The 991-nt window shown below is 71.2% G+C and carries 1 protein-coding gene; it reads right to left on the bottom strand.

The window, feature by feature from the left end; translation table 11 throughout:
- The coding region (locus GT045_RS03240) for a polyketide synthase (RefSeq protein WP_161333234.1) at positions 1 to 991 on the bottom strand (991 nt) is incomplete at both ends.

Genomic DNA, 991 nt, shown 5'->3' on the forward strand with positions numbered 1-991 from the left:
CCCGTGCCGCATCGCCAGCACCATCTTGATGACACCCGCGACACCCGCCGCGGCCTGTGTGTGTCCGATGTTCGACTTGATCGAACCCAGCCAGAGCGGCCGGTCCTCCGGACGGTCCTGGCCGTAGGTCGCCAGCAGCGCCTGCGCCTCGATCGGGTCACCCAGCTTCGTCCCCGTACCGTGCGCCTCCACCACATCCACCTCGCCCGCCGACACCCGGGCGTTCGCCAGCGCGGAACGGATCACCCGCTGCTGCGACGGACCGTTCGGCGCGGAGAGGCCGTTGCTCGCACCGTCCTGGTTCAGGGCCGACCCCCGGACCACGGCGAGCACGGGGTGCCCGTTGCGGCGGGCGTCGGACAGGCGCTCCAGCAGGAGCATGCCCACGCCCTCGGCCCAGCCGGTGCCGTCCGCACCTGCCGCGAACGCCTTGCACCGGCCGTCGGGCGACAGACCCCGCTGACGGCTGAACTCGACGAAGGCGACAGGGCTGGCCATGACGGTCGCCCCGCCGGCGAGAGCGAGTGTGCACTCGCCCTGCCGCAGCGCCTGCGCCGCCCAGTGCAGGGCGACAAGCGACGACGAGCAGGCCGTGTCCACCGTCACCGCAGGACCCTCGAACCCGAACGTGTACGAGATGCGGCCTGAGGCGACGCTGCCCGCGTTGCCGGTCATCAGGTAGCCCTCGGACGCCTCGCCGGCTTGGTGGACCAGGTCACCGTAGTCGTGGTAGGTCAGGCCGCAGAAGACGCCGGTCTGGCTGCCGCGCACCGACGCCGGATCGATACCCGCCCGCTCCAACGCCTCCCACGACGTCTCCAGCAGCAGCCGCTGCTGCGGGTCCATCGCCAACGCCTCACGCGGCGAGATCCCGAAGAACCCCGGATCGAAATCACCAGCGTCGTACAGGAAACCACCCTCACGCGCGTACGCCGTGCCCTTGTGCTCGGGATCGGGGTGGTACAGCGCCTCCAGGTCCCAGCCGCGGTCG

Origin of the sequence: Streptomyces sp. SID486 (assembly GCF_009865385.1) — a bacterium.
Classification (GTDB): Bacteria; Actinomycetota; Actinomycetes; order Streptomycetales; family Streptomycetaceae; genus Streptomyces.